The following is a 6,597-nucleotide window of genomic DNA, read 5'->3' as shown; positions in this document are numbered from 1 at the left end:
TGCTCCGGGCCGAATTTCCGCTCCGTCAGTGGAAGCAGCGCCTTGTACTGGCCGCGGGCGGCGGCGGCATCTCCAGCCTTTCCGGTCCAGCCGGCGAGCTTGGCGCGAGTGAGGAGGGTCTGCGGATTTTCCCATCCCATGGCCTCTCTCTGCAGGTCTAGCAGCTCGACGAACTGGTCACGGGCGGCGGTCGGGTCGCCGGCCTCCCCGGTCCAATGGGCGAGGTTGTGCCGCACGGCCAGGGTGTCGGCATTCTCTGCCCCTGACACCTTCGTGCGGATCGGCAGCAGATCGGTGTACTGATCGCGGGCGGCGGTCGGGCTGCCGGCCACTCCGGTCCAGTGGGCGATGTTGTGCCGGACGGTGAGGGTGCGGGGGTTATCTGCCCCAGACACCTTCGTGCGGATCGGCAGCAGATCGGTGTACTGATCACGGGCGGCGGCTGCATTCCCGGCCCGTCCGGTCCACGCGGCGAGGCTGGCACGAGCCTCTATGAGGATGTCGGGGTCTCGTGACTTGGGAAGTCGCTCTAGTGCGGACACTAGTGCCGCGTACTGATCGCGAGCGGCTGCCGGGTTTCCGGCTCGCCCGGTCCACTCAGCAACGTGTGCCCTGGCTTCGAGGGCGTCTGGATGCTCGTTTCCAAGCGTGGCGAGAATGTCCGGCCAAGGTTGCCACTTTTCCTGCTCATCCGTGGCGGACCCGGCGGACCGTTGAGCGAGGCTTTCGATCACTGCGCCGCTGTCGTGACATGCATACCAGCGGTGACGGGCTTCGGCGTGCAGGGCGTACCGGTGCAGTGGATCGCTGAGGTCGTGTTCCTGCAGCGGGGCGAGGTCGTTGATGGCTGTTGCAAGTGCGGCGTGATAGTCGGCCGGCTCGATCAGGAATTGGCCACCGTTGGAGCGCAACAGGTAGTCTTCGGCGAGGCTGTCGTGGAACAGGCCGACGTGTTCGGTCGGCTGCCCGGGCTGTGCCCGCACGACGAGACCGGAGACGGCTACCAGCACGTCACGGACCTGGGTGGTTGTGGCGGGACCGTGCAGGTGGCCGCTGGCGGCCACGAGCAGTGATAGGGGCAGAACCGGACCGACGCCGGCCACGGCGAGCAGGCCGAGGACCGGTCGTAGGCTGGACTGCCAGACGGCGGTGTCATACCGGCTGGCGGCCAAGAGTTCGTCGTCGTAGAGCTTGGTGAGGCTCGGTCGTACGTCGTCGGCCAGCGTGGCCGGGTCGAAGCCGCGCCGCACGGCGCGGTCAGCCAGCAGCTGTGCATGCAGCCAACTGCCTCTGGCCTGGCGCAACAGGGCGGCGCGGTACTCCTCGGCGACGCCGCGGCTGCGCAGGTACTCGGTGATGATGTCGTCGCTGGCTCGCCCGGTGGGGATGAGCCGGCTGCCCCCTGGGAGGAGTGAGTCGGGGCGGGCAGTGACCACCACGTGCAGCCTGCCGCCCAACGCGTCCAGCGTATTCAACAGTGTGTGGTGGGTGGTCTGGGGGAGGTCGTCGACTGCGTCGACGACCAGCCGCGTCACGGGGACCGGGTCGAGTAGCGTCAAGGGGCCGATGACGTGCCGTTGCATAGCGTCGAGGCCCTGCTGCTCCTCTGAGGTCAACCGGTGCAGGTAGCGATTGCTGGCGCCGCCGAAGCCGGTTACCGTCACGGCCATCTGGGCGGCGAGGGTGCCGGCCAAGTCAGCCATGGTGCTGGTGCGGGTAGCGAACGCGATCGCCTGGACGAATCTATCGGGGACTTTCCCGCGGGTGGATGTGGGGCGGGCCAGGGCTGCGGCGAGGGTCGACTTGCCACTGCCCCGCGGGCCGACGAGGGCCACCCACGTCGTGGTGGTGGCGGCGGCAACCAGCTTGTCGAGGACACCCAAAGGCTGCAGGTGGGCGGTCAGTTCCGCAACGCGGTCCCGGACCACCCCACGGGCGTCCGCCCCACCCATCGTCACATCGTGAGCGGCGTTGTGCGCCAACCACAGCCCTTCGTCGCCAGGCACCTCATAGCCGCCGCCGTCGTGGGTGACGCGCTTCGGGTGCTGAGACCCGAGACGTTGCTGAAGTTTCGCTCTCGCGTAGCGAGAGTCAACCGTGCTGCCGGCAGCAGGAACACCGGAACGCAGCACCTCAATCAACGCACGGGAGAATTTGCCGCCGAAAGCGGGTTGGTCGCCGCTGGCCGTCAACATCTCGTATCGGCGTCGGCACTCGCCTAGGCCCACCTCCCGCCACGCGGCGGCTCCCTCGGCGCCGATGCCCGCGTAGCAGGTGTCCAACAGCACCAACAGCCCGTCTAGATTCGCCGCCGCTCGTAACTGCTCCTTGAGGAGCTGCGGCAGGTGCACATCCTCGTCCGAGTCGCCCTGGGCCGTACCGTCGTATGGGAGGAAGTAGAAGTCTTCGTCGAAGGCGATGCCGTGGCCGAGTAGGGCCAGTACCAAGGTGGCGCCGGCGTCGTTGGCCTTTTTGAAGGCCTCTTTGACCGCGGCGACGGTTTCGGGACGCGTCAAGTCGATCAGCAGGGCACCGGATGCCAGTGCGCTGTCGCAGTCGCCCAACCGCGGGTCGGTAAGAACCTTCGCCAGCTCACCGGCCAGCTCGGGCAAGAAATCGAGCCTGTTTGGGCCGGCCCCCCACTGTGAGGCGACCACCAGAGCCAGCCGATTGCTCACCCTTCAACAGTGCCTCCGCCGGACTGCGTAGTCTAATAAAAGAGAGGGAGGTATTTCACAAAGGAGGGCATGGTGGCGCAAATCGTTTTGGTCCACGGCATCGCCCAGGAGCAGTACTCTGCTGACGATCTGGAAAGCGCGTGGTCGCCTTCGCTGGCTGGCGGCGTTCGCCGCGCCGGATATGATGCGCTGGCCGACCAGTTGTGGCCCGACCGTCAGGACGCCGGGCGACCTGCACGCATGGCGTTCTACGGGGACCTTTTCCTTACCCCAGGCCTGCAGGGCGACGGAGCCAGCGCCGATTTCACTCCTGACCAACTTAACACCGCTGTCGAGATCGCGTTGGCATGGCTTAACAACGCAAAGGAATCCCCTCGACCGAGAGACGCCGGCACCGCCCGACTCGAACTCCAGGCTCTGCAGGAGGATCCGGCCGGGGTCCAGGGTCGCCTCTCCGCCGCAGTCAGCCGAATCATCGCTGCGCTTGATCAGGTCCCATGGTTCAGCCAGGTGGGCCTCCGCGCCGCCGCCCGAATCAACAAACCACTCGCCCAGGTGGTGCGGTACCTGACTGAACCTGACATCCGCGCCAAGGCCATCAAGAAAGTACGCAAGCACCTCGACGCCGACACGCGGGTGGTCATCGGCCACAGTCTCGGCTCTGTAGTGGCCTACGAAGCCATTCGTGACGACCAAGGGCCGCTGCCCGTGCTCATTACTCTCGGCAGTCCCCTCGGCCTGAACGCCATAGTCCGGCGGCTACAAGACCGACCCAAGTTTCCGGCCGGCCTAGCCCGTTGGGTCAACCTGGTCGCCCGCGACGACATCGTTGCTGCCCGTCCCGACCTCGCCGTTGTCTTTGATGTCGACCGCCCGGCGGGCGCCCGATTCGAGAGCACCTACACCGTGGACAACGGCGCTCAACCCCACCGCGCCAACTTCTACCTCACCAAGACCGCAACCGGCGCGGCCATCGCCGAGGCGATGTGATGCCCGTGGAGGGCCCTGAGGCTACCGGCCGCTCGCGGGTTGGCGCCACGGCAACGTCACGGGCCCAGTCGGCTTTCGCGTAACGGCGCGTGGACGGTGGGTAGTTTCCTGCCCGGGCGGTTGAGACGCGCCGAGCTCGTTGTGGCGCAACGCAAAGGCGCAGAACCCCGGTATGAAGGTGGTCCTCTCACAAATCAACTCCATAGGAGTCCTGCGTCGCCATGAGTGTCACATACACCGCCACATTGACCTGTGGGTGCCAGAAAGTCGGTCACCTCACGCGGCCTGCGAGTATTCGCCGATCAGGCCTGACACAGTACGTGGGGAGCAGACGGGGAGCACGCGGCCGCTCCGAACCGCATCGAACTGCGCTGAACCGTGCCGACCTGCAGCGAACGGACGCCGTCGACCTGCACTGCCTCGCGTTTACGCTGGTCACAGCGTCGCAGCGTCCACGTTCACACCGAAGAGGTCACTGGTTCGATCCCAGTATCGCCCACCGGACATAGCAGCAGCTAAAGGCCCCGATCGGATCTCCGATCGGGGCCTTTTTCGATCTTCAGTTGAACATCATGAGTCGCTCATGAGTCAGGGCTAGCCGGCGGCTCCTGCTTGACGACGCCTCGACATACGAAGACGCGATCGCCTCGGCGGCATCCTTCACGAGTACGAGCATGCTGCGTGACTGCGCGGACGAGTGTTTCGGCAAGGGCAGGGTTCAACACGTCTGCCGGTTCCACGACGCAACGGCGCCGGCGGTGGCACCGTGTACGGGGTCAGTCCACCGTCACGTCGCTGCTCCGCACGTACATGTACCGGTGGTTAAACGAGATGCGGTAGTACGACGCCGCGCCCACCACCATCGTGTGATTGAGCGGCACGTTCGCGTCGTCGAAGCGGGCGTAGTAGTACTCGGCCCGCTGGAGGTCGGCGAGCTGGTAGCGCTGGTCGCCCGAGATGGTGTAGACCGCCTTCATGGTCGGCGGCGTCGACGGCTGTCCGGCAGGGGTGCCGGCCGGCCACTCCGACGGCTCCGGCAGCGCGGCGGCGAACACCGGTACCTGCGCGCCCGGCTTGGGCCTCACCGTGGTTCCCGCGGCCGGGCGAACGTCGGCCGTGTGCAGCCAGGCCTTCTGTCCGCCGTACCAGATCGCCGTCCAGTCACCGGTGCGCCCGGCGACCGCGTACCCGCGGCCGGCGACCGCCTTGTCCGACCAGTCCGCGATGTCATTGGTGGCGCCGCCACCGAGCTGGGCATCGGGCAGCAGGGGCGCGTCATCGCGCGGCTCGGTGCGCAGCAGCACCGCGTTGGTGGGCTGGGCCGGCAGATCCCGGCAGCCCGAACTGTCGCAGTAGCGCAGCGGCGGCCGGTTGGTCGCGAACTTCGGCCTGATCGTGACCAGCTTGCCCGCGGTCTGGGCCTCGACGCCGCCGCGCAGCAGACTGAAGTAGCGGTCCCAGTCCCAGAACGGGCCCGGGTCCCAGTGTGAGGTGGTGTAGTTGCCGTCGTTGGCGACGTCGTCGTGGCCGAGAATGTGCTGGCGGTCCAGCGGGATCCGGTAACGGGCCGACAGGTAACGCACGAGTTTGGCCGACGACCGGTACATCGCGTCGGTGTACCAGGTGGCGCCGTCGACGGCGACGCCCTCGTGCTCGATTCCGATCGACTCCGCGTTGATGTTCCAGTTGCCGGCGTGCCAGGCGACGTCCTTGGTGCGCACCATCTGGGTCACGGCGCCGTCACTTGAGCGGATCACGTAGTGCGCCGAGGTGTACGCGGCCGGATTCTGGAACCACTGAACCGTGCCGTCGAAGCTGCCCTCGGTGTCGTGGATGACGATGTAGCGAATCTTGTTGCCGTCGGCCGGGCGGTTCGCCGGGTCGTAGTTGCCGTAGTCGTTGGCGTCGGCGGTGTTGTTCCACGCGTACGCCGCCGGTACGAACGTGCACGTCAGGTCGGTAGGGCACTCCGCCTGGCCGGCACCGGCCACCGCCAGGCGCCGGGGCGCGGCCGTCCCTGGCTGGGCGGCCAGTCGCAGCCGCGCGTCAGTGGCGCCGGCGCGCAGCGTGTCGAAGATGTCATCGGCGAGCGTCGTGGTGCCGGAGGCCCCGGATAGGCGCGCGACCACCGGGTACCAGTCGGCGAGTGTGCCCGGCCGGATGCCGGCCCGGCGGGCCTCGTCGGCCAGCAGGGCGGCCCCGCCTCGCACGTTCTGGGTCAGGTCGGTGCGCAGCCGGGACGCCGGCTGGCCGACGAGGCCCGCGGCCCGGGCCAGCGTGTTGCGCGCAGGGTCGGAGCGCAACCGCGTGGTCACCGTGTCCGGCCGGCCGCCACCGCGACCACTCGGTGCCACCGCGTCGGGTGACGTCAGATGCATCGGCCCGTACCCGCCCTGGGCGCTGGGCAGTCCGGCGTGGTCCTGCCAGCGGGTCAACGCGTACGAGTAGGCCAGCAGCAGCGGCTCGGGGACGGCGAACTCGCGGGCTGCGGCGGTGAAGTCCGCGGCGGTCGGTTCGTGGGCGAGCCGCGTGACCGCACCGGCCGGTGGCGCGGGCTCGGTCTGCGCCGATGCTGTGGTGGCCACGATCGCGCCGGCCGCCACGAGGCCGGCGAGCGCGGCCGCGCCCGCAAGGTACCGGTAGGCGGTCATGCAACCTCCAGGTCTAATCGAACCTCATTGATACGACATCTCCGTTCGCGGCGCCGTCCCGGGGGGCGTGACGCGTGTCACTGTGCTGTCGTGGCGGCCGCCGAGCAGTCATGGCGATTGCCGGCGTGCAGTCGTGGCGACCGCCGCCGTGCTCGTCGCGGTCAGGGCCAGGCCGCTCGGGTCGTCATGATTCGGGCATTGTCGTTTTCCGATGTGGGCAGCAGGCCTGCCGTGATAGGCGGGGTCAACGTCGCGCGGGCGTGAACCACCTCACCTGG

3 protein-coding genes are annotated in these 6,597 nt (G+C 67.9%); 1 reads left to right on the top strand and 2 read right to left on the bottom strand.

Annotated elements, in window-relative coordinates; genetic code table 11:
• On the bottom strand, nt 1–2,678 hold a 2,678-nt coding region (locus Pme01_RS22045), incomplete at its 3' end, for a tetratricopeptide repeat protein (protein ID WP_203935796.1).
• 72 nt (nt 2,679–2,750) lie between these two features.
• On the opposite strand from Pme01_RS22045, the gene Pme01_RS22040 reads away from it, so the two are divergent.
• Nucleotides 2,751–3,668 carry a lipase family protein gene (locus Pme01_RS22040; protein WP_168117156.1) on the top strand — a complete coding sequence of 306 codons (918 nt, stop codon included), beginning with the start codon at nt 2,751–2,753 and terminating at the stop codon, nt 3,666–3,668.
• A gap of 776 nt (nt 3,669–4,444) precedes the next feature.
• On the opposite strand, the gene Pme01_RS22035 is transcribed toward Pme01_RS22040, so the two are convergent.
• Nucleotides 4,445–6,319, bottom strand: coding sequence for an N-acetylmuramoyl-L-alanine amidase (locus Pme01_RS22035; protein WP_168117157.1), 1,875 nt, complete (start codon nt 6,317–6,319; stop codon nt 4,445–4,447).
• Nucleotides 6,320–6,597: the final 278 nt, after the last annotated feature.

Origin of the sequence: Planosporangium mesophilum (assembly GCF_016863255.1) — a bacterium.
Classification (GTDB): Bacteria; Actinomycetota; Actinomycetes; order Mycobacteriales; family Micromonosporaceae; genus Planosporangium; species Planosporangium mesophilum.
Note: the sequence above shows the minus strand (reverse complement) of the source record. Positions and strands in the feature narration are given on the sequence as shown.